18 protein-coding genes are annotated in these 23,331 nt (G+C 44.0%); 7 read left to right on the forward strand and 11 right to left on the reverse strand.

Annotated elements, in window-relative coordinates; translation table 11 throughout:
• Positions 1 to 16 precede the first annotated feature (16 nt).
• Both GGD38_RS14360 and GGD38_RS14365 read left to right on the forward strand, forming a co-directional pair.
• Positions 17 to 2,146 carry a TonB-dependent receptor plug domain-containing protein gene (locus GGD38_RS14360; protein ID WP_375300139.1) on the forward strand — a complete coding sequence of 710 codons (2,130 nt, stop codon included), beginning with the start codon at positions 17 to 19 and terminating at the stop codon, positions 2,144 to 2,146.
• 6 nt (positions 2,147 to 2,152) lie between these two features.
• Positions 2,153 to 2,827 (forward strand): HmuY family protein, encoded by a 675-nt coding sequence (locus GGD38_RS14365; protein WP_375300138.1) that lies wholly within the window; start codon positions 2,153 to 2,155, stop codon positions 2,825 to 2,827.
• 611 nt (positions 2,828 to 3,438) lie between these two features.
• Here the strand turns inward: GGD38_RS14365 and GGD38_RS14370 are convergent.
• The gene (locus GGD38_RS14370; RefSeq protein ID WP_375300137.1) at positions 3,439 to 4,191 is read right to left on the reverse strand and encodes an SDR family NAD(P)-dependent oxidoreductase; all 753 of its coding nucleotides are present in this window, start codon (positions 4,189 to 4,191) and stop codon (positions 3,439 to 3,441) included.
• Between the two features lie 230 nt (positions 4,192 to 4,421).
• On the opposite strand from GGD38_RS14370, the gene GGD38_RS14375 reads away from it, so the two are divergent.
• Positions 4,422 to 5,882 carry a 2OG-Fe(II) oxygenase gene (locus GGD38_RS14375; RefSeq protein WP_375300136.1) on the forward strand — a complete coding sequence of 487 codons (1,461 nt, stop codon included), beginning with the start codon at positions 4,422 to 4,424 and terminating at the stop codon, positions 5,880 to 5,882.
• A gap of 97 nt (positions 5,883 to 5,979) precedes the next feature.
• Here the strand turns inward: GGD38_RS14375 and GGD38_RS14380 are convergent, their stop codons facing one another.
• Both GGD38_RS14380 and GGD38_RS14385 read right to left on the reverse strand, forming a co-directional pair.
• Positions 5,980 to 6,447, reverse strand: coding sequence for a group II truncated hemoglobin (locus tag GGD38_RS14380; RefSeq protein ID WP_375300135.1), 468 nt, complete (start codon positions 6,445 to 6,447; stop codon positions 5,980 to 5,982).
• A 109-nt stretch (positions 6,448 to 6,556) separates the two neighbouring features.
• Positions 6,557 to 7,540 carry a T9SS type A sorting domain-containing protein gene (locus GGD38_RS14385; protein WP_375300134.1) on the reverse strand — a complete coding sequence of 328 codons (984 nt, stop codon included), beginning with the start codon at positions 7,538 to 7,540 and terminating at the stop codon, positions 6,557 to 6,559.
• 350 nt (positions 7,541 to 7,890) lie between these two features.
• Between GGD38_RS14385 and GGD38_RS14390 the strand changes: the two genes are divergently transcribed.
• Positions 7,891 to 8,124 carry a hypothetical protein gene (locus tag GGD38_RS14390; RefSeq protein WP_375300133.1) on the forward strand — a complete coding sequence of 78 codons (234 nt, stop codon included), beginning with the start codon at positions 7,891 to 7,893 and terminating at the stop codon, positions 8,122 to 8,124.
• A gap of 48 nt (positions 8,125 to 8,172) precedes the next feature.
• Here the strand turns inward: GGD38_RS14390 and GGD38_RS14395 are convergent, their stop codons facing one another.
• Complete coding sequence (locus GGD38_RS14395) at positions 8,173 to 8,919, reverse strand: M57 family metalloprotease (protein WP_375300132.1); 747 nt, start codon at positions 8,917 to 8,919, stop codon at positions 8,173 to 8,175.
• A 335-nt stretch (positions 8,920 to 9,254) separates the two neighbouring features.
• On the opposite strand from GGD38_RS14395, the gene GGD38_RS14400 reads away from it, so the two are divergent.
• From GGD38_RS14400 to GGD38_RS14410, 3 genes are read left to right on the forward strand one after another with little or no spacing between them, the layout of a single operon-like run.
• Positions 9,255 to 11,177 carry a gliding motility-associated C-terminal domain-containing protein gene (locus tag GGD38_RS14400; RefSeq protein WP_375300131.1) on the forward strand — a complete coding sequence of 641 codons (1,923 nt, stop codon included), beginning with the start codon at positions 9,255 to 9,257 and terminating at the stop codon, positions 11,175 to 11,177.
• A 5-nt stretch (positions 11,178 to 11,182) separates the two neighbouring features.
• Complete coding sequence (locus GGD38_RS14405; protein WP_375300130.1) at positions 11,183 to 12,211, forward strand: PorP/SprF family type IX secretion system membrane protein; 1,029 nt, start codon at positions 11,183 to 11,185, stop codon at positions 12,209 to 12,211.
• A gap of 9 nt (positions 12,212 to 12,220) precedes the next feature.
• A complete protein-coding gene (locus GGD38_RS14410) occupies positions 12,221 to 14,224 on the forward strand; it encodes an OmpA family protein (RefSeq protein WP_375300129.1) in 2,004 nt (667 codons plus the stop codon).
• 17 nt (positions 14,225 to 14,241) lie between these two features.
• On the opposite strand, the gene GGD38_RS14415 is transcribed toward GGD38_RS14410, so the two are convergent.
• The 7 genes from GGD38_RS14415 to GGD38_RS14445 all read right to left on the reverse strand — a co-directional run bounded on the left by GGD38_RS14415 (position 14,242) and on the right by GGD38_RS14445 (position 23,287).
• Positions 14,242 to 15,507 (reverse strand): mandelate racemase/muconate lactonizing enzyme family protein, encoded by a 1,266-nt coding sequence (locus tag GGD38_RS14415; RefSeq protein WP_375300128.1) that lies wholly within the window; start codon positions 15,505 to 15,507, stop codon positions 14,242 to 14,244.
• Positions 15,508 to 15,670: 163 nt separating this feature from the next.
• Positions 15,671 to 16,609 (reverse strand): RraA family protein, encoded by a 939-nt coding sequence (locus tag GGD38_RS14420; RefSeq protein WP_375300127.1) that lies wholly within the window; start codon positions 16,607 to 16,609, stop codon positions 15,671 to 15,673.
• 82 nt (positions 16,610 to 16,691) lie between these two features.
• On the reverse strand, positions 16,692 to 17,789 hold the full coding sequence (locus GGD38_RS14425; RefSeq protein ID WP_375300126.1) for a bile acid:sodium symporter family protein: 1,098 nt from the start codon (positions 17,787 to 17,789) through the stop codon (positions 16,692 to 16,694).
• A gap of 271 nt (positions 17,790 to 18,060) precedes the next feature.
• Positions 18,061 to 19,530, reverse strand: coding sequence for a mandelate racemase/muconate lactonizing enzyme family protein (locus GGD38_RS14430; RefSeq protein WP_375300125.1), 1,470 nt, complete (start codon positions 19,528 to 19,530; stop codon positions 18,061 to 18,063).
• A 20-nt stretch (positions 19,531 to 19,550) separates the two neighbouring features.
• The gene (locus tag GGD38_RS14435; RefSeq protein ID WP_375300124.1) at positions 19,551 to 20,474 is read right to left on the reverse strand and encodes an RraA family protein; all 924 of its coding nucleotides are present in this window, start codon (positions 20,472 to 20,474) and stop codon (positions 19,551 to 19,553) included.
• Between the two features lie 384 nt (positions 20,475 to 20,858).
• On the reverse strand, positions 20,859 to 22,388 hold the full coding sequence (locus tag GGD38_RS14440; protein ID WP_375300123.1) for a gluconokinase: 1,530 nt from the start codon (positions 22,386 to 22,388) through the stop codon (positions 20,859 to 20,861).
• Positions 22,389 to 22,399: 11 nt separating this feature from the next.
• On the reverse strand, positions 22,400 to 23,287 hold the full coding sequence (locus GGD38_RS14445; protein WP_375300122.1) for a helix-turn-helix domain-containing protein: 888 nt from the start codon (positions 23,285 to 23,287) through the stop codon (positions 22,400 to 22,402).
• Positions 23,288 to 23,331 lie beyond the last annotated feature (44 nt).

Raw genomic sequence — 23,331 nt, forward strand, 5'->3', positions numbered from 1 at the left:
TAAACGCCAACACGCATTGTCTTTTAATATAATAATACAGATCACGCTGTTAGTTACAGTATGTTATAGCCTGAAAGGCCAAACAGGCGATAGCATACAACACAAAAACCTTACAGAAGTTACGGTGGTGAAAGAGCGCCCTGGCGCCAAGGCCGACAATGTTATAGATGTAAAACAAATAGCCATGCCGGTAACCCTTGTAAGCAGGCAAAAAATAGCTATGATGGGCAGCCGCCGGCTCGATGAAGTATTGCGCGAACAAACCGGCTTGGCTGTCGTAAGCGATCTGGGCTCGGGTAACCGTGCGGTTGGTTTACAAATGCAGGGCTTTAGTGCAGAACATATAACGGTATTGATAGATGGTCAGCCCATGGCCGGCAGAAACAATGGCAACTTCGATCTCTCGCGCATAAGCATTTCAAACATCGAACGTATAGAGATCATCAAAGGAGCTTCGAGCAGTTTGTACGGCAGCGAAGCCTTAGGTGGTGTGGTAAATATTATAACCCGCCAAAACAGCACCAAAACGCAGGCATTGGTGAGCGCTATGTATGGCACCAATAATACCATCGACGCCAATACCGAAGCTTCTATACCCTTTCAAAAAGGAATTGCATTCTTATCGGCCAGCTATTACCGTACCAATGGCTTTAATGTAAATCCCTATCTTGAAAAAGGTCAAACAGCCCCGCCTTATAATAGTATCACTTTTCAGGTAAGAAGTCGCCACCAGCTCACCACCAACAGCACCCTGCATGTAAGCGGTCGCTTTGCCAATCGTTCATCTACAATGACCAGGGATTATGGCGCATTACCCAGCCGCGATAAACTCAATGAAACTGATATCAACGGCCTGGTCACATTCGAAAACCAGTTACAAAAAAATACCCGGTTACTGATGCGTTATTATGTTACGCGTTATACATCGGCACAGGATGTACAACTGGTACAAAATGGCCACAACCTGCAAAGCGATCACTATACTGAAATGATACATCGGGTTGAAGTGCAGACTTCGCATGATGCCTGGAATAAAAAGCTGCAACTAATAGGCGGAACCGGCGCCGAGTATCTTTCAACCAATGCCCGCGAACAAGGCAGTAGTGGAAATATGTATAATTACTTTGTGTATGCACAAGGCAATTTCAAACCAATTAAAAAGCTATCATTAACTACCGGTTTGCGCTATGACGGCAATACCCTTTTTGGTGGAAAGCTAAACCCTACCGCCGGCGCCAGCTTAACGGTAACTCCATGGCTTCATATAAAAGGCGCTATTGGCATGGGTTATAAATCACCCACCTACCGGCAGTTGTACCAGGTGTTCACCAATGTAGCACAAGGCTATTCGGTTATTGGCGCTAATGTATTTGGTGATGGTGTAAAACAATTAAAAGATGCCGGACTGGTTCAACAGGTATGGCCATTGGCCAATACCATAACCGGTTTGCGTGCAGAAACCTCTACTTCATACAATATTGGTTTTACGGTTCAACCCCTACAACAACTGGAGTGGAATGTAAATGTGTTTTATAATAACATTCGCAACCTCATCAATACCCAACAGGTTGGTATTAAAACCAACGGTTCGCAATTGTTCTCTTATGTAAACATAGCAAAAGCATTTACCAAAGGCATAGAGACCGGCATCAATTTTCAACCAATTACAGGCTTACACATATCAGGTAGTTACCAACTACTGTACGCCATGGACCGTGCGGTGATCGATTCTATTGCTTCGTATAGCCCGCGATACGATACGGTCCGCGGCTCCCCTACCCTGCGGGCATCTACATCAAAAGATTATTTTGGGTTACCCAATCGCAGTAGGCATACGGCCAATCTGCAACTGTTTTATGAAATAAAACCGGTTGGGGTCAACTGTTCTATTCGTGCTAATTACCGGGGTAAATATGGTTTTCTCGATACAGATAACAACGGATTTATAGATCCGTATGATGTGTACGTAAAAGGGTATGTGTTACTGAATGCATCTGTTCAGAAAAAACTGTGGAAAGAAAAAATCACCCTGCAATTAACGGTAGACAACATTACTAACTATACTGATTACCTGATGCCGGCGCAACCGGGCCGTATGATACTGGCCGGTGCCACATGGCGATTTGAAAAAGATCAGCATAAATAAATTGATATGACAACATACGTTTCCCCTATAAAACAAATCCTTATTGTAACCATTAGCCTGTTCACCCTTATTGCCTGTTCAAAAAAGAACGAGGCACTTGAAGAAAAAGGCAACAGCATTACTATCAAAGACCTGCCGGGTGATACAAGCGCTTCAATGCAAACCGGTGGAACAGCCAGTTTTAAAAACCTGTATTTTAGTTTTACCACCGGCACTGCGGTTACCATAAGTGATGCAGATAAAACCACAACCAAATGGGACCTGGCATTTACCGGTCCGTATAATAGTGAGGTATATGTAAACTATGGCGGTTATAAATACAATCCCGGTTACAATGGACCAGGTGTAGGCGCAGTTATACAAATTGACAAATCTTACGACCAGGTAACAGAAGCACCTTCACCCGCAGAGTTTGATGCTGCCAGCATGACCAAGATAGGCTGGGATTCGGGCAGTGGTACTGGTTGGTTCTTTTATTCAATGGATAATCATATTGCCGTTCCCATCAAAAACCGAACATTTGTAATACGCACCGCCGGTGGTAAATTTGCCAAATTGGAATTGATAAATGTTTACAAAGGCAATCCGCCGGTAGTTACCGACCTGTTTTGGCCTGCGCCTTATTTTACCTTTCGCTATTTTGTGCAACAAGATGGTAGTAGTAACCTGAGTACGAATTAGGTGTAACTTGCTGACTCTATTTTTTTACTACTCAATAAGCGATTCTTTCAGGAAAACGAAAAACCTGGAAGGAAAACCAATTTTCTTTCAGGAAAAGAGAAAACCTTAAAGGAAAACCGAAAACCTTACGGGAAATCAGGAAAGCTTTCGGGAATTCGCATTTCCTTACTGGAAAACCGGAAACCTTAAAGGAATTCTGAAATCCTTAAGGGAAATCAGAAAAGCCGAAAGGAAAACGTAAAACCCTACGGGAAATCAGAAAAGTTTAAAGGAATTGCTGTTTCCTTACAGGAATTCTGAAAACCCGACGGGAATTTGCAATTCCCGTCGGGTTTTTGTGAAAAAAGGCTATAGTTGATTGAAAAACAGTCGAAATATGGCCCGTTTTTAAAATTCAGGGTCTAAGAAAAGCTAAAAACAGCTCAAATTCTGTTTGCATAGCATCGCAGTAAACAAGTAGAGGGTGAAAACCGTTTGAAGAGTATCCCTGCAAAACGAAATACATACCATAATTAACTAAATACGGGGTAAAATTCGTTTACAGAGCGTTCATGCAAAGCAAATGCAGTGTAGAATTCGTTTACACACCACCCCTGCAAACAAAAATATGCCTAAAAAGCGTATCTGTTCCAACCTCCATCGACAGTAGCAACGGTGCCAGTAACATATTTAGCCCGGGGCGACACTAAAAATGTAGCCATGTTGGCGATGTCTTGTGGTTCGCCAAAGTCACCCAACGGCATTTCTCGCTCGGCAAACGCCTTACGTTGTTCGGGTGTAAAGAACCGGCGAACATTCTCGGTATCTAACAACCCGGGTTGCAGGCAATTTACCCGAATGCCATATTTTCCCAACTCGCCCGCCAGCTGTTTCGACCACATTACAAGGCTTGCTTTAAATACGCCCGATGCATTGATCGATCGTAACTCATAAGTACTTGTAATATTCAAAACAGATCCCTGCTTACGTTCCATAAAATGTGGCAAGAACTGTTGGGTAAGCTGGCGGTGCCGTTCGAAATCAAGTAGCAGCGAGGCATACCAGTCTTCATCGGCACCCACTACATCGAGCGGACGGCTACGGCCCGCATTATTAATAAGTATATCAATATTACCTAACTTATCAAAAGCTGCTGCAGCTATCTTTTGCGGTCCATCAACTGCAACAAAGTCCTGCACCAACGTAACCGGCACCACTCCACCAGCTGCAGCAACTTCAGCTTTTAGCTCATTTAATAACGATTCATTTCTGGCAACAGCCAGCACAGTTACACCTTCCATTGCCAGTTCTTTTGTAATAGCACGACCTAATCCCTGACTGGCGCCGGTTACTACTGCCGTTTTACCTTTCAAAAACAAATCCATAACTCTATTTTGATTTTTAAAATGAAATAATAACTTTACTAAACGATTCTTCAACTGGCCAGGAAGCCAGCATTTTCAGTCTTGCCTATCTTTCTGCAGAAAAAATGTAGAGTGAAATTTATTTTTCAAAATTAGCAGGTGCTCACGAAATTTTAAACGCCTTACCATAATGTAAGGGACTAACAAAATTGTGAGTAACGCTCCCTGCAACAAGCATTAATACTACAGTTATGCAAACCGTACAACACATGCTGCCCGATAGCAGCTTTACCTGTTTTGTAATTCCTTCATTATTTTCCCCAACAGAATGCACCGAACTATTGAACGAAGACATTAAGAACTCATTTCAAAAAGCCATTGCCAACTATCCTACTTATTATCGAAATAACGACCGGTTTGTAATGGACAATGAAGAACTGTCCACCAAACTGTTTCAAAAAGTAAAACCATATTTACCCGAAACCATAACTACCAACTCTGCAATTCAGGCAGAGAACGGCACCTGGCAATTAAAAGAATTGAACAGCCGGTTGCGTTTTTGTAAATATGCAGCTAACCAGTATTTCCACCGGCACCTCGATGGCATTCATTACCGCTCGGCCACCGTACAATCGAAGCTAACGTTTATGATCTACCTGAATAGTGCTACGGAGTTCAAAGGCGGTCGCACTTTATTCTTCAAAACAAAAGATACCGATGAATTATGGGCCGCCTATACACCTGTGCAGGGCGATCTGATCGTTTTTGATCATAATGTATGGCACGAAGGCGAAGTGCTGACTGAAGGCGAAAAGTTTGTATTAAGAAGCGATATCCTGTATGCACGTGATACAACTGAGATCAGTAAAGAGCCTTTCTCCGGACATCTTGGTTACATTTGGTCGCTCCTGAAATTTAACGACGATACTATTTTAAGCGGTGGCCGTGATACCGCTATTAAAGTGTGGAGTTCGACAGGAGAAGAAAGACATACGCTGCAAGAACATAAGAACTCCATTCTTTGTATTGAAAAAATAAATGACGATACCTTTATCTCCGGCTCACGCGATAAACACATTATTGTTTGGAAGCAATATAAACCCGTGAATAAAATCAAAGCGCATACCGCCATTGTGCTTTCGATGTGTCGTATAAACGATAACACCTTTGCATCGGGTGGCGGCGATAATAACATTCACATTGCTGATCTTTCGGGCAATATTATCAAAACACTCAATGAACATACCAACTGGGTATGGCAGGTAATAAAACTGAACGATACCACCATTGCCTCCGGTTCAGAGGACGGTTCCATAAAAATATGGGACCTTGAAACCGGGCAGGTGCTGGCCACATTCAATGAAAATAAACCGGTTATTAGTCTGGCTTACAATAGTGCTACCAACCAATTAATAAGTGGCAATCTTACCGGCGACTTGTCAATTCGTGCGCTCAACGATACCTTCCAGCAACAAAGCATCACCACTTTTGCAGCACATGCCGGTATTATACGTACCATAAAATTCCTTAACAATGGTATCATTGCAACGGGTGGTGAAGATAATAAAGTAAAGCTCTGGCGTTTGAACGGGCAATTGCAAGCCGAGCTCCAACACCAGAACTTTGTACAGTCAATTGAAGTATTGAACAATAATCAGATCATCAGCGCATCTTATGATGGCACTATAAAAACCTGGAATATTCAGGGATGAACCACCGGGTTCTCCCTTACATATTTTCCATATCATGCTTTTATGGCCAGAAAACCATCCCAACTAACGGGATGGTTTTTATTTTTAGAATTTATTCTTACGGTTGATAAGGCCCACCTGTTTCACCCCAACCCCATTTAGGCATTGGTTCCTGCAATTGCATTGGGTTATCGTTTAATTGTGAATTGATGACCGCTATGCGGCTGCCCCACTCAAGGTAACCAACAAATGCAGATCGAAATTCAGGATCGCTTTTCAAACCTACTTCATCGGCAGTTTGCAATAACAACTGCACCCAACGCTGCCGCTTTTCTTCGGTTAACATTTTACCAATATGCTTACCTACCATTTTCGCATGACTACCGCCGTCGGTTGTATAAAAATCGCCGCCACCAAAAACCTCAGCAACAAAACACGCTACATGATGCCGGTGCTCGGGCGACATATTTTTAAACACTTCACCCAACAATTCATCTTTTAATACCTTATCGTAAAACTTATTAAACAAGGTTTCGAAGGTGTTAATATCGCCTGCCCATTCGTATAAAGTAGGAACATTTTTCATCGGAAGCTTTTTACGCAAGTTATAAAGAAAATAGTACTAAATACCCATTTAAAAAAACCGTCCCGACTTTCGTCGGGACGGACAATTGAACCTATGAAACCACACACTATTATATAATAATCTTCTTTACTTCTTTCCAACCTTCATTATCGCTCAGCTGTACTACGTAAGCACCCTTAACACTGTTATTCAAATTCATGGTAATACGGTAAGCAGCCTGTTGATAAGTATGTTGTCCAACTACCTGTCCGCTCATATTTACAATACGTACAGTGATGGGGTTTTTAACTTCTTTATTGAACTCGATGTTCACTGTGTTGCCAGAAGCGTAAATGCGGGTAGAAGCGGCAGTCTCGTTAGAACGGATCGATTTTATTGTTGAAAATGTGTAATGACCGTCAATGTCAACCTGTTTAATACGGTAGTAAGCAACCGCTGCGGTCATATTCTTATCGGTATAGTTGTATTGTTGAACAGTAGTTGAATTACCGGCGCCCATCATAATGGCGATCGCTGACCAATTTGAACCGTCGAAGCTGCGTTGAATTTCATAGTTGCTGTTGTTCGATTCCTGTGCAGTGCTCCAGTTCAACACAATACTGTTGTTATTTCTTGTTACAAAGAAACCATTGAAAACAACAGGCAGTACAGAAAGATTAAAACCGTTGGGCGATACACCTGTGCTGGCAGTAGCAAATGCAGGTCCATTAATCAAAAGCGCTGCATTTTCATCATACTTTATTACACCATTCATGCTGATAACTTCAGAACTACGTTGTGCATTCAATGCATTCAACTTTCCGGTGCCTGTTAACTCAATTACCGATACACCTCCTAACCTCATTCTTTTCTGAATGGTGAGGCCGCCAAATACTTTAATATATACGTTAGCCAGCGTATCGTTTTTATCAAATACAACGCCTTTATACTGAGGTATCACAATAGAGTCGCCGTGTTGAGGAATACGGTTCAGGTCCCAGTTAGAAGCGGTTGACCAATCGCCGTACGAGTTTATAAATGTAATTACCGGTTTTGCCTGTGCAGCAGAAAAAGAGATGAAGATTATTGCGATCAAAGTGTAGATGTGTTTCATAAAGTACGTTTTTATTGTTTGATAGTTTCGTAATAGATATTTCCAACGGCATACCTGTTTTTGGCACGGGGCGAAAACAGGATCTCCTTTAAATGATGACATGCCACAACACAGGTTGTAATTCATTCAAACACAGGGAAATGAAAAAACACTTAGTGATATTAATATATTTTTTCAGCCCTGAAACCGGCGTAGTTTCTTCAGCGGAATTTTTCCCAGGAAGGGAGAATTATTTTTAAATTGGAATGCATACGCATCAACAACGGTAAAGGCTAATTGATTTCCCTTATTACCTGGGGTAAATATGTATTTGCCGCCGTTTGTAAACAATAGACCTAAAACTTTATCTAATGCCAAAACATTACTTTATCCGCCTGCAGAACATCGATCGGCTTATTCGAATGAAAGGAACCGGTTCGCCAAAACAACTGGCAGAAAGACTACATATTTCAGAGAGTTTGTTATACGAGTATCTATCCTTTATGAAAGAGCAGGGAGCGCCCATCGCTTATTGCAAAGACCGCAAAAGCTATTATTATGAGATCCAGGGCGGGTTTAATCTTCGGTTTATTAATAATGCATAAAAAGAAGAGCATCCGGCATGGGATGCTCATCCTTTATTATATATGATTTTAAAGTGGGTATAGTACGGCTGCCGCCTGTTTATCTTTAGTAGATAGCACAGTAGCCCCACTACCGCATTGGCCGCCATTCATGATCGATGAAGCATCGGTACCACCTACACCTGGCACCGCTGTTGCGCTTGACTCACCGCGGGCAGACCAGTTGGTATGCCTGAACGAAACGTTGTGACCCATTTCATGGCAAATGGTGCGCGAGCGCTGGGCAAAGCTGTTGCCGGCAATATAATTCTTATTGATCCAGATGGTGCCGCCTGCATTGCCACCTGAAGGGAAGGTACCCTGTCCGCACACACCTGAACCCAGGTTGCTGTTAACCATGAGCACATCGTATGAAGTGCCGGTAACAAGGGTCCAATGGATCTTGCAATTGGGAACAGTGTTCCATTGGTTGATGGCAGCATCGATCTCGGCCTGCATCGATGTCATGGATGCATCAACCTTTAATCGAATATTTACCACTTTTGCTGCGGTTACCAGGCTACCTGTGTAATACTGTTCCGGTTTAACTTTTTCAACAGGCACCTGCATGTTCTTTGGGAATACGATGTCTTCTTCAACCACATATGCATCATCCCTTTCAACGATCTGATCGGCAGGAAAACCCAGCTCACGAATGTAGGCAAGTACTTTTGCAGCATTGTCATCCTGGTTAGCGTTCTGTTCGGCTGAGCCCGATTTTTTACAGGCAACAAACCCAAAGGCCAATAGGATGGCCAGTGAAAATAAATTTTTCATACTCATGTGACTTGTTTTAATGAACAATAAAGTTTAACTAAAAGTGAAGTTATCGCTTACTGTTCCGGTATTGTTGGAGTGAGAAATAGTATATTATGGCAGTCAAAAACAAATTACCGTTAATTACCATATCAGTTTCTGTTCTTCGCTTGTCTTACACGCTTATAGCTTAAAACAGCACACTTATCGGCAAAAACTGCACATTTATAAACTTCTGTATGACACTTATCAGGGTTTTATTACTTTTACGGGATTTAATTCCTTGAAGACCCACAGGCCGGCTTTGTGTGACGGTGATCAACCCTGCAACAATACCCCTTCCACCAACAATAAAAATGAAACCTAAATCATTACCCTATTTAATAATAGGATTAATAATTACGCTTTGCTGTAATTACGTTAAGGCCCAGGACCCTACCCTGCAGATAAGCAAGAACCCCATTACCTGTGGTGGTTCTGAAGGGGCGCTTACATTCAGCAACCTGACGCCAAACGCCACTTACCTGTTCACGTATACCGACGATGGCGTAACCAGGGGGCCCATCACCCTGGTTACAGACGCCGCCGGGCAGGTAACCATCTCTAACCTGAATGCAGGTTCGTATAGCGATTTTATTTTCAATTTGAACGGCACTATTAAAACGCTCAATATAGCTATACCGCTACAGAACCCCATCATTCCTACAAAATTCAACAACCTTCCTCCATCATCGTTATGCCAGGGCGACCTGGCGCCTGCACTGCCGGCATCGAGTAATGGCATTCCCGGAAGCTGGAGCCCAGGTGTAATTAATAACCAAAACTCAGGCATATACACCTTTAATCCTGCGGCGGGTAGTTGCGGTACACCAGTGACCATATCAGTTACGGTAATTCCTAAAGAAGAAGCCAGATTTTCATTTGGAAAAAACATCACCATTTGCGGCATTGGACCTATTCCTACATTACCAAACACCTCCATGAATGGTATCACTGGCTTTTGGAGCCCCGCCGTTGTGAGCCCTACCAATTCCGGCACGTATGTATTCACGGCCACTTCAACCGGCTGTGTTACCGGCACTACACTTACCGTTACAATAGACCCAACTATTACTCCCAGTTTTACATTCAATAGCAGCAATTCTATTTGCGATGGCGGAACAGTACCTACATTACCTTCAAAGTCAACGAACAATATTACAGGTGTATGGAGCCCGGCAGTTGTAAGTAATACTACCAGCGGTACCTATGTGTTTACACCCGACCCCGGCCAGTGCGCTACACCGTTTGTTTATACCCAAACTGTAAACCCTATTATACCGCCAACATTCAGTTTTGGCAACACGATATCGATCTGTGCAAACGATGTGGCCCCGGTTTTACCAGCTACATCTACCAACGGTACAACCGGTACCTGGGACCCTGCCACGGTGAGCAATACAAAAACGGGCACTTATACATTTAAAAGCACCAGCGATCCCTGTGCACCTCCTTTTACTGTAACCGTTACCGTAAACCCATTGGTAACACCACAGTTTCCTTTTGGCACCTCACAGTCAGTTTGTATCAATATTCCGGCGCCTGTATTAACCACCAAATCAACCAATAATATTACCGGCACCTGGAGCCCCGCCATTGTTGATAACCAGGCTACCGGCACCTATACATTTACGCCCGATCCCGGTCAATGTGCCGTTCCTACATCACTTAAATACGAGGTGAACCCCAAACCATCGGTCATAAACGTAAGGGGCGACACCAGCATAGTTGATGGCGATATTATGACGACTTATAATTTCCCGGTTGATATTCCTGTAACCGGTATTAACTGGACGAACACAAACCCTACCATCGGTCTGCCGGCAAATGGTTCGGGTACTGTGCCATCGTTCACTGCCACCAACATGAACGATACCGCGGTGTATGCCATCATTACAGCCACACCTTATGTAAACGGCTGCTTAGGTGTATCACAATCGTACCGCATAAAAGTAATACCACGGAACAAAGACATTTTTGTACCGAACGTTTTCTCTCCTAACAACGATGGCCACAACGACCAGCTGTACGTATATGGAAATTATATCAACACATTTGAGTTGCATATTTATAATCAATGGGGCCAGCGCATGATAGTAATAACCGACAAAAAGCAGGGCTGGGATGGCAAATTCAAAGGCAGCCCGCAACCAGTGGGGGTTTATGCTTATGTGTTGAAAGCGGTTATGACCGATGGGCGCACCGTAAATAAAAAAGGTTCTATCACTATTGTACGATAAAGAACATGAATAACAAATTCATACAACGATACGCGTGGTTAGTGGCCTGTTTGTTTGTGTTAACTGTTCAAAGAACAGTTGCTCAAACCGACCCGCACTTTACGCAACACTATTCGTTCCCCATGTACGTAAATCCGGCACTAACCGGAAGTGCAGACGGCGATTACCGTGCGTCGGCCATTTTCCGCAACCAATGGGGCAGCATTACAAATCCATACAGAACAATAGGTCTTTCCTTCGATGCCCGCACCAATAAGAATGTAGCACTGGGTGTGAACATATTAAACCAGTCGGCTGGTGATGCGGGCTTCAATTACCTCACCTCATCATTTTCTTTTGCCTACACCGGAGTAAAATTTGGGAAAGACCTTAGCCAGCATATTGTAATGGCCATTCAGGGTGGTATTATGAACCGCCGCGTTAATTCTTCAAAATTCAAATGGGGCGAACAATGGGACCCTATTACCGGGTATCAGTCAAGCAACGCCTCTAATGAAACCTTTGCCCGAACCTCTTCCACCGTGTTCGACATGGGCGCTGGTGTGCTTTACTTTGATGCGGCGCCTGAAAAGAAGACGAATATATTTGGCGGCTTCTCGGCATACCATTTAAATAAACCCAAGGACCCAATAGTTGCTAAAACAGAAAACACCGAGTTGAATACTATTCCAATGCGCTATACCATAAATGGAGGTATAAGCTATAATTTATCAGAACGTACACGTATTGTTCCGCATGCATTGTACATGCATCAGGGTACAGCTTCGGAGTTTATGTTGGGGGTTTACGGACAAATAAACGTAAATGCAGATACCGATTTTATGCTGGGCGGTTACTACCGGTTTAGCGACGCTATATCACCGTATGTAGGCATCGATTACAAGAATTTTATCATTGGCCTTAGCTATGATGTGAATGCCTCAAAGCTGGGTTCCATGACCAAAAATGTAAATAGTATTGAACTGAGCCTGTCGTACATAAAACGTTCGGGCACCAGGAGCATTGTTGACTTTATCCGTTGCTCAAGACTTTAACCCTCCTTTATGCGTTTAACTTTTACTTTATATTGTTTTTGTCTACTGCTGGCTTGCGTGGTTTCATTACCAGGTAAAGGCCAGGATGTTGTTAAAACGAAAAGTGTATTGCAACTGGCCGATCAATACTTTGCAGCCGGGGAATATTATACAGCTGCGTATTTGTATGAACAATTTTTGAACCCGTCGAAATACCAGGTAAAGCGGGATGTGTTTCCGGTATATACCAATAAAAAAGGCATAGGCATGCTGCCTAAAAACATTTCGCGCTCAGCCATTTTATACAAACAGGCAGTGGCCTATTTGATGGCGAACTATTTTGCCCCCGCCGATTCAATTTTTAATGATTGTACCGACAATATAAATGCATTGTACTGGAAAGCGGTTTGTGAACGCAGCCTTGGGCAGTATGATGAAGCAACCGCTAACCTGCGTGCATATATGGAATCAACGAACACTAACAAAAAACTTGACGAAGAAGCAAAAGCAGAATGGGAAACGCTGCAATATATAGGTAAACAATTGAGAAGACCCGACACCATACTGGCTAATACACGAAAGCTAAACATGCCCGATAGTTATGAAAGAGGCGGGTTTGCTGTAGTGCCGCTGAATGGCGATCAGTATTTAGTGACCAGTACAAAAACCGATTCGGGAATTGTAAAAGGCACCAATCCGCATAACAGCCATTTGTTTCAGGCTACATTGACCAACGATAGCCTGGCGCAGTTAACACCGGTATCATTTCCCCCAACCGGTTTATTAAACAACCAGGGCGCCGCCAGTAGCTACGGCAATAAAATGTATTTTACCCAATGGCAAAAAGTAAATGGCAAAACCATTTCCAATATTTACGTTATTACCCAAACCAATGGAAGCTGGAGTGCCCCACAATTGGTAGAAGCTGTAAACAGCAATGGCTTTAGCAGTAAACAGCCCTTTATTACAGCCGACGGCAAATTCCTTTATTTTGCTTCTGACCGGCCCGGCGGTTCCGGCGGTTTTGACATTTGGCTGGCAACACTACAGGAAGACGGAAGCGTTGGTACACCCATCAACGCAGGCGAAGTAGTAAATACCAATCAGGACGAGCAGGCGCCTTTTTATCAAACCAGCAACAACACCCTGGTGTTCTCTACCAATGGCCGTACGGGCATGGGTTCGTTTGACTTATTTTCAGCCAAAGGGAAAACCAATTTATGGAGCGAACCGGTAAACCTGGGCTACCCGGTAAACTCATCGCGTGATGATATATACTTTTATGCGCCGGAAAAAACGCGCTTGCTTGAAAACGCCATCATAGGTTCAGACAGGGGCAACGGTTGTTGTATTCAAACTTACCGCATTAACAAAGCACCCAAGAAAAATAATCTGAATGGCGTAGTGCTCGATTGCAAAAATCATAAACCGGTGGCCGATGCTAGCATTGTACTTACCACAGCTGCCGGTACAACAAGAACTACCACTACCGATATAAACGGTAAATATATTTTTGACACCGTGGATACAGAATTAAAAGATTATACGGTTGCAGTAAGTAAACAGGCTTACCGCGATACGGTTTCAAAAGTACAGATCACAAAAACCGATGAAACCAACCTGCTCACCGATCAATTTTTCAATGCCGATCTGTGCGTTGAAAAGAAATTCGTGTTACGCCCCGAGAATGTGGTTACCGTATACTTCAACTTCGACAAATACAATTTGAAACAGGAAGCGGTGCGTAAACTCGATTCTGTTTACAATGTACTGCTTGAAATACCAACAGCTACTTTACAGATCTCTGGTTATACCGATGGTAAAGGAAGTGTTGAATACAACGCAGTACTGAGTGACCATCGCGCCCGGGCTTGTGCTGAATACTTTATCAGCAAAGGCATCGACGGCAGCCGTATTACCTTTGCATCATTCGGCGCTTGTTGCCCGCTTGAAATGGAATTGATAAATGGCCGCGATAATCCTGATGGCCGCAGCCGCAACCGCAGAGCTCTTATCAATATAACTAAAGAGTAAAAGTAACCGTGTTACGGTTACTCGAAGAACGGTATACCCGGGATGGCATATTTTTTCATCCCGGCTTCATTTATTTCAACACCGATGCCCGGTTTATCACTTACCGTAATAAAACTGTTGTTTACCCATTCACCATCGTAATGAATGATCTCTTTAAACATGGGCTGGGTATGAAAATACGATTGCCATTCAAGGATCATAAAGTTTGGTACCGAAGCACAAACATGTGCAGAAGCCATTGCGCCCAGGAACGAAGCCACCATATGAGGCGCAAATGGCACATAATATAAATTGGCCAGGTTGGCAATACGTTGCCCCTCGCCCAGCCCACCGCATTTTTGCAGATCGGGCATTACAATATCAACAGCACCAATTTCCAGCATTTTTCTAAAACCATAAGCCAGGTAATGATTTTCGCCTGCGCATATAGGTGTACTGGTTGATGCAGTAATTAGTTTATACGCGTCTACATTTTCGGCGGGAACCGGTTCTTCCAACCACATCAGGTTTAACGACTCCATTTTTTTTGCCACGGCCTGGGCGGTAACCGCATCATAACGCCCGTGCATATCTGCGCAGATATCGATAGTTGGGCCTACGGCTTCACGTGCGGCAGCCAGCTGATCATACATACGTTGCAATTCGGCCGGGCTGGCCGTCCAGTTATAAAAATCATATTTGTTGGGATCGTTTGCCTGATCGAGATCGAACTTGATAGCATTAAAACCCATTTTTTTGGCAGCCTGCGCCGCATCGGCAAAATCTTTTGGTGTAGGCAGATTGCGCTGATACAAAGCCGTATCGCAATACACCCGCACCTTATCACGAAACTTGCCGCCCAGTAATTGGTACACGGGTAATTGTAGTGCTTTACCGGCAAGGTCCCATAAAGCAGTTTCAATGGCACTCAAAACCGCCACATACATACCTGATTGCGCGCCCTGAAAAAAACCAGATTTACGGATATCTTCAAACAACCGATGTACATTCAACGGGCTTTTGCCTTTAATGCGCTCGCCAAAATTCTTTACCAGGTGATAGGTACCGGGGATAGCGTCAACACCTTCACCACATCCCCAGATATCCTGGTTGGTATATATCTTCACAAACAGGCTGCCCCTGATATAACCACATTTTACATCGGTTATTTTTAAATTGGAAGGCGGCGACGCTTTTGGCGTTTGGTCTATGGACTTTTCATATTGTTGACCGAAAGTAGATAGTGGTGCTATAGCTGCAGCAAGCGCTGCCTTTGAGATGAATGATCTTCTTGATTGTGGCATTGTGTTTTGTTTAAATTATGAAGAAGACCTGTAAGGTCCATCATTGAGTGTGGCACATTTATTTAGATGTATGGACCTGACAGGTCGATAAATAACGACCTGTCAGGAGCGCTTGATCCAACTGCAAGGGCTAGCCTCAAATGGCGCACCTTACAGGTCTTTATTACCACGTTCTCCCTTTAAGTAACTCCTGTATTTGAGACTTAGAAACCGGCAACTCATTGATATGCTCATTAAGCCATTTCGAAAAATCCTTTTCTATTTCATCGCTCCAGCGGGTATCAATTTGTCCGGGTGTGTACTTTCCTTCACGTAATCTTTGATGACCGAACATATCGCGCAGGCGAACGATCTCCGAGGTCTTTACCACTTTTTCGGCCAGATGGGGCGGAATAAAAACAACGCCGCCATCACGGCCCAATACAATATCGCCCGGCATAACAGTGGCTTTGCCAATACGTGTAGGTTGATTGATGCCAACCAGTGTGGTATTTAATTCACCATCGGGATTGTTAAGGTGATGCGATGGATGATAACTGCGAAAGAACGAAGTAAATGACCCGATCTCTTTCAACCCTTTTATATCGCGAATGGCGCCATCGTATACAATACCATTGCCGGTTTTGGCGTAAATGGAATTACCAAGGTTATCGCCAATCGTTGGGCCATCTTCATACGCATCGAATTGATCAACTACATATACGTCGCGTTTCACCAGCAGATCGATAGGCCAGCTGTTCTGCGATTTCACGCGTTTATCACGTACCCCGAATTTATCTATCACGCGATGGATATCGGGCCGCCCGGGCATAAAGATGGCGGTTACCGCACGGCCCACCAATACACTATCGGGGTTGATGGTTTTCCATTCGCCATCGTATTGGTGTTTGTAATTCTCATTGCGTAATACTGCCCATGCTTCTTCCAATGTTACCAGCTTCATGCGATCTAAAATACTATCAGGCACTTTAGGCCGCCCATCACTAAACCGCTCCCCATGCCACTCTGGCGTTAAGGCGATGAGTTGATCGCGGGTGATCTGTTGACCATGGGATATTGTGTATTGTAATATCAGGAAGACGATTAAATGAAGTTTATTCATATCGGTTCTATTTATCTGAAGTAAGAGATAGGAAGTAAGAAGTAGGAAGAGTATCAGTTTTGAAGATCATTACTTCTCCTTGTCAACTCGTTAACTTGTCAACTTCACCCACCTCTGGTGGGTGATTGTGCCACCAACTCGCCAGCGAGGAACCACTGATATTCATAACCGGACCGAAGATGGCAGGCGCCAGGCCGGCTGTTGCCAGTTTACCCATGGCCAGGGCAAGCCCGGAGGCAAGACCCGCATTTTGCATTCCAACCTCGAGTGCAATGGTGCGGCAATCGCGTTCATGAAAACGCAACACCCGGGCCGACCAGTAACCCAACAAATATCCCAGCACGTTATGAAGAACAGTTGCTACCAATAGTAAAGCCCCCACCTTTATTAAGTTATCTCTTCCTGCAGCAGTGATTACTACCAGTATCAAAGCAATACCGGCCATAGACAATAATGGCATGGCTTTATCGAGCCACTTGAATTTTCCATGTACGAGGTAATGAAAGGCCAGGCCCGCAGTTACAGGAATGATGACTATTTTGGTAATATCCCAAACCATGGCCCAGAAATTAATTTCAACAAAACTTCCGCCTAATAAACGCATAAGCAACGGTGTTAAAAATGGCGCCAGCATGGTTGAAATAGTTGTTACCGATACCGATAAGGCCAGGTTGGCTTTTGCCAGGTAACACATTACATTGGAGGCCAGCCCGCTTGGGCAACAACCAACCAATATAATACCTGCAGCAATTTCATTGGGAAAATTGAACAGCTTTGCAAGTGCAAAGCCCGTCATGGGCATAATCACATAATGACAAACCACACCTACTATAATACCTTTGGGCATGCGCACTACATTGGCAAAATCTTTTAAACTTAATTCAGTGCCCATGCCAAACATAATGATCTGTAGCAATGGAATGATCAATGCCGATAATTTAAAATCACCAATGGTTTTAAAGTACTGCGGGTAATACATAGCCAGGCTCACCACTGCCATTATTATAAGTGTAAAGGAAAGTCCCTTTAGCATGCGGTGCTGCCGGAAAGCCAGCGCAAGACTAAAAAAGAAAAACAGCAACACCCAACCACCCCAATTGCTTATGTTTAGTATGATCGTGAAGATGTACAAGATCAGGAAGATGGCCGAAGCCAGGTAATATGTTTTTTCACGGTTCATGAGTAATATATTATGTATTGCATTCTATTTAGTTGCCAGGGCGTGAAACGGCAAACGTGAAACGTGAAAAGACTCGCGAATTTCAAAATTAAAGGCGAACTTGCGCCACCCAAATTTATTGCCAATGGCCGACAAATCGCGAGCCTCAAAATTGAGCGGCCGCCGTTTGCCGTTTCACGTTTCACGTTTCACATTTGCCGATTGCCGATTGCCGATTGCCGATTGTATTTCATTATCACATTAGCACATTATCATATTATCACATTAACCATCAGCTCCACAACCTGTCGTGCGAGCGTACATCATTCCATTCTGGTGTTGGCGCGAAATAAGTTTTATTGGTAGGCGACAAATGTTGTTTGATCGTTTCCTCAACCAATTCAATTCCAAGCCCCGGCGTGGTAAGTGGCACGTTAGCATATCCTTTTTCGAATAGCTTACGGCCATCTGTGGTTTTTACCAGCGTTTCCCACCAGGGATTATCGAGCGAGTGATGTTCCAGCGCCAGGAAGTTTTGCGTAGCGGCTGCGCAATGTACATTGGCCATGAACGATACGGGTGTACCGGCAAAATGCATTGCCATGGCAACACCTTTCTCTTCGGCATAATCGCCAATGCGTTTTGTTTCGAGAATACCACCTGCCGTTGCCAGATCGGGATGAACTATATCAACTGCACCGGCATCTATCAGGGGTTTGAATCCATTAAGCAGATAAATATCTTCGCCAGTCAATACCGGTGTTTCCAGTGCATCGGACATTTTCTTAAACTGATCGGTGAATTCCCAGGGCACCATATCTTCAAGCCAGGCCAGGCGATAGGGTTCTACTTTTCTTCCCCAGCGTATGGCGTTGTTCAAATCGAAATGGCCATAGTGATCACTCGCAATAGGAACTTCATAACCCACCACCGAACGAACATCGTGCACGATCTGCGCCATCCCATCAAGGCCTTTCTCCGTGATCTGTATAGCGGTGAAAGGATGTTTTATGTTGGCATAATCCATATAACCGCCACGCCACTGCGCCAGGTTACTGCCCCAGAATTTACTGTTCACCAGGGCGCCCTCCTGTTCTTTTACTTCACCAATAGAAATATCCATTTTAAGCCAGGTCATTCCCTGTTCTTCGAGCCGGTGTTTGATCTTTGCTTTAAACTCATCGAATGTGGCAGCTTCGGGCGTATCGGCATAAATGCGCACTTTATCGCGATACCTGCCGCCCAGCAATTGCCATACCGGTACATTGTATGCTTTACCGCAGAGGTCCCACAAAGCCATTTCAACGGCACACACGCCGCCGCCCTGCCGGGCATGACCACCAAACTGCCGTATCATCTTGAACAGCATTTCAACATTGCAGGGATTTTGGTTAAGGATGCGACTCTTTAACATTAATGCATAGCGTTCATCGGCGCCATCGCGCACTTCACCCAGGCCATATATTCCCTGGTTGGTGTCGATGCGAATGATAGGCGTTCGGCCCACATTCTGCACAACACAAAACCGCATATCGGTGATCTTAAGATCTGATGGATTGGAGTAGCGGCTCACCTTCTGCGTGGTTTGTGCAATGATATCTTCAATAGGCAACAATGCACTGATGCCACCCAGCGCAATACCACCCAATGCCGATCGTTTTAAAAATGAGCGGCGGCTGTTGTGGTTATCGGTTGCTGATGCTTGTATAGGCTCCGGGTCTTTAAGACCAAGTTTGGTCAATATTTTTTGAGATGGATTCATATATGATGATTTAATGATTGTTACCAGGTTCTATCTTTCATAAATTGATCAAGCTCCTGCCTGCTCATAGGGAGCTTATCGGGATTGGCATCGAGCCATTTCAGGAAGTCTTTTTTTATCTCATCTGTCCACTGGGTATCTATTTGACCGGGGGTATATTTTCCTTCACGTAAACGCTGATGCCCAAATGCATCCCGCAATGCAATGAACTCTGAAGTGAGCACTACATCTTCAAGCAAATGCGCCGGTATAAATACAACGCCCCCTTTCTTTGCCAGCACAGCATCACCGGGCAAAACAGTAGCCCTTCCTATGCGAATAGGTACATTGATACCACTTAACATCATCTGTTGAATAAAAGAAGGATCATATCCTTTTATCCAGGCATTGAATCCTTTGATCTCCGACAGCCCTTCTATATCACGCACGGCGCCATAAAAGACAACCCCACGGGCAGATTTGGCGTAAATGGCGTTACCAAGATTATCGCCTATCAGCGTACCATCAACCACTTTACCATAACTATCGGCTATATATACATCACCTTTCTTCAAAACATCTATGGGCCAGGAATTGGGTGCGCCAATGCGGCTTTCAGCTTTACCTTTTTCCTTTATGAGCTTATCTACATCGGGCCGCAATGGCAGATATTGAGCTGTAACCACCCGGCCGGTCATAGCCGAATCGGGATTTAATACCATCCAATCGCCCTCAAACTGGTTCATATATCCTTTGTTGCGTAAAACACCCCAGGCTTCCTCCAGCCGAATGTTCTTTAAACGCTCCAATAATTTGTCGGGCACATATGGCCGCCCATCGGCAGAACGCTCACCTTTCCATTCGGGCGTGAGGGTTTTTATTTGATCAGGAGTGAGAGTTACCTGTTGGGCATATAGTATGGTGCTATGTAGCAGTAGTACTATGTACAAGCATTTATTTTTCATATGACTTTTTTTCGTGAAACGGCAATCGTGAATCGGCAATCGTGAATCGGCAATCGTGAATCGGCAATCGGCAATGGCTCGCGAAATTCCTGGCCTCGCTAATCGTAAAACGTGAAACGGCAAACGTGAAAAATACAGCTGCAAGCCATAAGCTATAAGCTGCAAGCAAAGCAGCCGCTTAAAGCCGAAAGCTAAAAGCCTAAAGCGAATACAGCTAATGCACGTTGTCGCGAAAACTTAGAACTAAAAACTTAAAACTGCTTTCGCCTTTATCAATTCTATCACCTTTTCAACCCCTTGTTAACCTGTTAACCAATTAACTCGTCAACTTCTTACATCCTACTTCACTAACCTATTATCAAAGAATTTCCGGTTTATTGAATACTATTTAACAGAGTACTTATGCTGCAACTCCCCAATAGCCTCAAACTCATCAAACAGCTTTCCACTCAACTTTTCAAACAGGTTAAAGTAATCGGCGTAAATAGCGTGGTGTTGTTTATTCGGCTTAAACACATCTGGCAGTTCAACCGTTTGGGCTGCATCATCAAGGGTTTTATAAATACCCATTTCAGTAGCGCTTAATAAATAAGCCCCAAAGCTTACACTATGAAACTGCCTTCGCAGGCGAACAGGTTTATTGAACAAGTCGGCTATCAATTGCGTACAAAAAGGAATGGTGCCAAAGCTCCCATTTACCGACAGGCTTTTTATATTTCGTTGCTCACCCAGCGTTTTGCCAATGCTGTATATTTCATACAAAATGCCTTCGATAGTGGCCCTTACAAAATGTTTACGCTCATGTTTAATATGCAAACCAAAATAAGCGCCACGGGCATTGGCATTCCAGATGGGCGCGCGTTCACCCAACAAATAAGGCAGGAACAATAAGCCATCTGAACCAACGGGCACTTTTGAGGCTTCTTCCATCAATTGCTGTACGCTGTTCTCTATATCGAATGGATTGGTAAAATCGCCGAATTGCCGGGTGAACCAATCGAAGATGTTTCCTCCATTATTGGTAGGGCCGCCGGAGACATAACAGTTTTCGGTTAACAAATAATTAAAGAACCGCATCTTTTCATCCTTCAACACGGAAGGCCCCATTACCCTTACAGCACCGCTGTCCTCAATAGTGATGGTGGCTTTCCCCTCTCCTTTTACGCCATCGCCCAACGTAGCCAAACAACCATCGCTTGACCCAATAAGAATTTTTGTATCGGCAGGTAATCGCAATGATTGCTGATATGCTTTTTTCAATTTACCAGCACTGGTAAATACCGGCGCCAGCTCGGGCAATTTTGCGGTTGTAATACCTGCATATTTCAAGGCTTCTGTTTCCCATTTAATAGTGTGAATGTTCATTAACCCCGTTGCCGATGCAATGCTGTAATCGATAAGGTATTCACCGGTGAGTTGATGAATGATATAACTTTTTATAGAAAGGAACTTACTGGCCTGCTTAAAGCGGTCGGCATCGCGGTCCCTTATCCAGGCTATTTTTATCAGCGGCGACATTGGATGAATAGGCGTACCGGTTGCGGCGTATAATTTCTTACCAAGCGCCGAACTGCGTAATTCCTGCGCTTCCTTTTTGGCGCGATTGTCGGCCCAGGTAATGGCATTGCCAAGCGGGTTACCATTTTTGTCAACCGCCAGCACACTGTGCATGGATGCGCAGAAGCATATACTCGCCACTTTATATTTCTTCGGGTGTATATATTCGTTTAAAATGTTCTTTAGCACATACAGCGTGGTAATAAATATTTGTTCAGGGTCCTGCTCACTGTGGTCGGGCTCGGTATGGAATGTTGGATAGTAACCGCGCATAGAACCAATGACCTTGCCGGCGAGATCATAGGCAAACATCCTTATGCCGTTTGTACCCAACTCTATTGTAATAATGCATTTCATGTGTATGGTAATTATTTATTACGCAAATGATTATTTCTGAACTCACTCGGCCGGTAACCGGTGAGTTTTTTAAATGTGGTTGAAAAATGCTGTGATGAATAGAACCCTGTATCAAGTGCGATATCGGTAACCGTGATATCGGGTCGTTTTAATAATCTGATGGCTTCAGAAATGCGAATGTTGATGAGGTAATTGATAGGTGAAAAACCCGAATAGGTTTTTACTCTTTCCGTAAACAAGGTAGTGCCCATGCCAACAAGCGCCGCCATTTCTTCCACGGTCCATTGATGCGCCAGGTTCTGGCGCAACACCTCCTCCAGGTGCATAAAAGTTTTAGGGAAATCGCGGACCGAATTGTTTTGCCGCGTCATTTGGCGGGTTACCTGTATCAACAGTTCATCCAGCTGGTGATTGATACGTGCCTGGTAGGCCACCTCATTACCAAATAATTCGCCATGGATGCATTTGAGTATTTTACCTGCTTCGCTAAAGCGGCTTAGCACTGGTGAAGGGTTCAATAATAATATTTTACCAATGGCCGCCCCTTCGCTGTCTGAAAGGCCGCTCCATTTACCTAATAGTATCTGGCCATTCTCCAGTTTTTGAATACCGAGGTGGATCCAGGTAAAGGCGCCGATCTCGAGGTTGCCATTGTCGCTGCCAAACGGTACCCCGGGCATAACCACTGCCACATCGCCGGGATAAAAAATAATGAGTTGATTGTTGATGCGCCATTCAAACCGGCCCTCAATAATATAATAGATCCTTAAACCTTCTGTGGCCGAGGTTAAAAAAGTGTTGAACGATATAGATGCATTCTTTTTTAACCCCACCTCCAGAATATGGGGGAACAAAAGCAGTTCAGTTGATTTACCACATTGTAAAACAAATTGGTTCATATGGCATTATAAGCTTTGGCGTGGCGCAATCTTACCCCTTTGCA

It is taken from the genome of Niastella sp. OAS944 (genome assembly GCA_024809215.1).
Classification (GTDB): Bacteria; Bacteroidota; Bacteroidia; order Chitinophagales; family Chitinophagaceae; genus Niastella.

Excerpts from the sequence above, each read along its gene's own strand:
- GGD38_RS14365 (WP_375300138.1), top strand. The coding sequence starts at position 2,153 with ATGACAACATACGTTTCCCCTATAAAACAAATCCTTATTGTAACCATT.
- GGD38_RS14370 (WP_375300137.1), bottom strand. The coding sequence starts at position 4,191 with ATGGATTTGTTTTTGAAAGGTAAAACGGCAGTAGTAACCGGCGCCAGT.
- GGD38_RS14375 (WP_375300136.1), top strand. The coding sequence starts at position 4,422 with ATGCAAACCGTACAACACATGCTGCCCGATAGCAGCTTTACCTGTTTT.
- GGD38_RS14380 (WP_375300135.1), bottom strand. The coding sequence starts at position 6,447 with ATGAAAAATGTTCCTACTTTATACGAATGGGCAGGCGATATTAACACC.
- GGD38_RS14385 (WP_375300134.1), bottom strand. The coding sequence starts at position 7,540 with ATGAAACACATCTACACTTTGATCGCAATAATCTTCATCTCTTTTTCT.
- GGD38_RS14390 (WP_375300133.1), top strand. The coding sequence starts at position 7,891 with ATGCCAAAACATTACTTTATCCGCCTGCAGAACATCGATCGGCTTATT.
- GGD38_RS14395 (WP_375300132.1), bottom strand. The coding sequence starts at position 8,919 with ATGAAAAATTTATTTTCACTGGCCATCCTATTGGCCTTTGGGTTTGTT.
- GGD38_RS14400 (WP_375300131.1), top strand. The coding sequence starts at position 9,255 with ATGAAACCTAAATCATTACCCTATTTAATAATAGGATTAATAATTACG.
- GGD38_RS14405 (WP_375300130.1), top strand. The coding sequence starts at position 11,183 with ATGAATAACAAATTCATACAACGATACGCGTGGTTAGTGGCCTGTTTG.
- GGD38_RS14410 (WP_375300129.1), top strand. The coding sequence starts at position 12,221 with ATGCGTTTAACTTTTACTTTATATTGTTTTTGTCTACTGCTGGCTTGC.
- GGD38_RS14415 (WP_375300128.1), bottom strand. The coding sequence starts at position 15,507 with ATGCCACAATCAAGAAGATCATTCATCTCAAAGGCAGCGCTTGCTGCA.
- GGD38_RS14420 (WP_375300127.1), bottom strand. The coding sequence starts at position 16,609 with ATGAATAAACTTCATTTAATCGTCTTCCTGATATTACAATACACAATA.
- GGD38_RS14425 (WP_375300126.1), bottom strand. The coding sequence starts at position 17,789 with ATGAACCGTGAAAAAACATATTACCTGGCTTCGGCCATCTTCCTGATC.
- GGD38_RS14430 (WP_375300125.1), bottom strand. The coding sequence starts at position 19,530 with ATGAATCCATCTCAAAAAATATTGACCAAACTTGGTCTTAAAGACCCG.
- GGD38_RS14435 (WP_375300124.1), bottom strand. The coding sequence starts at position 20,474 with ATGAAAAATAAATGCTTGTACATAGTACTACTGCTACATAGCACCATA.
- GGD38_RS14440 (WP_375300123.1), bottom strand. The coding sequence starts at position 22,388 with ATGAAATGCATTATTACAATAGAGTTGGGTACAAACGGCATAAGGATG.
- GGD38_RS14445 (WP_375300122.1), bottom strand. The coding sequence starts at position 23,287 with ATGAACCAATTTGTTTTACAATGTGGTAAATCAACTGAACTGCTTTTG.